The sequence below is a fragment of the Streptomyces tricolor genome, assembly GCF_002155905.1.
In the GTDB taxonomy this organism is placed as follows: domain Bacteria; phylum Actinomycetota; class Actinomycetes; order Streptomycetales; family Streptomycetaceae; genus Streptomyces; species Streptomyces tricolor.
This window is the reverse complement of sequence record NZ_MUMF01000642.1, coordinates 1-657: the sequence shown is the minus strand read 5'-3', so window position 1 is coordinate 657 and position 657 is coordinate 1. Positions and strand designations below refer to the sequence as shown.

General features: G+C 68.9%; 1 protein-coding gene. It reads right to left on the bottom strand.

The window, feature by feature from the left end; genetic code table 11:
• Window positions 1–402 precede the first annotated feature (402 nt).
• On the bottom strand, window positions 403–657 hold a 255-nt coding region (locus CCN44_RS36200), incomplete at its 5' end, for a BRCT domain-containing protein (protein WP_331478625.1).

Below are 657 nucleotides of genomic sequence, written 5' to 3'. Positions count from 1 at the left end.
GCGGTGCCCGGGCCGGCCGGGCGGGGCTGCTGCACGCCCGTACGCCCTTCGGCCCGTCCGGTCCACCGGTACCCCCGCCATGCGACCGCGCGGCGGCGCAGGCGCAGCCGTGAGTCCGGGGCGGCGCTCTCGGTCGGTTCCATTCCCGTCCCTCTCACAGCCGGCGGTGCCCACGCCACGCGGCCCGATGCCCGACAACCATCAGCAGCTCCGCGTCGAAGAAACCTTCCCCGCGCCTGTGGAGGGCACGGGGATGCCCCAGCCGCAGCTGGGCACGGCAGGCGCACACCTCAACAGTAGGCCGCGGAAGGCTTCCACGGGCAGCGGTCTCCGACGGTTGCCCGAATGCGCCCGGGCCACCCGTATGCAACTGATATGCGCCGATCGGGTGGCCTTCAACCGCTACTCCCCGGTCGGAAGCGCGACTTCGGCCGCCGCTTCGGGCCCCTGTTCCAAGAGGACGTTGAAACCGTCCTCGTTCAGAACCGGAACCTTCAATTGCATGGCCTTGTCGTACTTCGATCCCGGGTTGTCACCCACTACGACAAATGAGGTCTTCTTCGAAACCGAACCGGTCACCTTGGCACCCTGGCCCTGGAGTGCCTCCTTGGCGCCGTCCCGGGTGAAGTGCTCCAGTGTGCCGGTGACGACGACGGT